1 pseudogene is annotated in these 260 nt (G+C 60.0%); it reads right to left on the reverse strand.

Annotated features, from left to right (window positions below):
• Positions 1–260 (reverse strand): annotated as a pseudogene (locus tag O4H31_RS19545) (hypothetical protein); the annotation flags it as partial.

A 260-nucleotide genomic window follows, 5' to 3' on the forward strand; every position in this document is an offset into this window, starting at 1 on the left:
GCTTCGAGCGGCTCGTTGCGGACCGGAAAGTGCTGTTGCACGCGGTCGGCCAAGTAGCATTCTAAGGTACGCCCGATGGTCGGGAAAGCCAGCTCTGACCAGGGGATGTCCTGTTCGTGAAATAGCTGAACCTCAAGGCGCTCTTCGCCCGGGGCAAAGTCCAGGTCGATCAGCTCCGCGCGAAACAGCATATACACCTGATTGATGTGCGGCAGGTCGAACAGGGTATAGAGGTTCAGGCTGCGCACTCGCGCGCAGGC

It is taken from the genome of Sulfitobacter dubius (genome assembly GCF_027214245.1).
Lineage (GTDB): Bacteria > Pseudomonadota > Alphaproteobacteria > Rhodobacterales > Rhodobacteraceae > Sulfitobacter > Sulfitobacter dubius_A.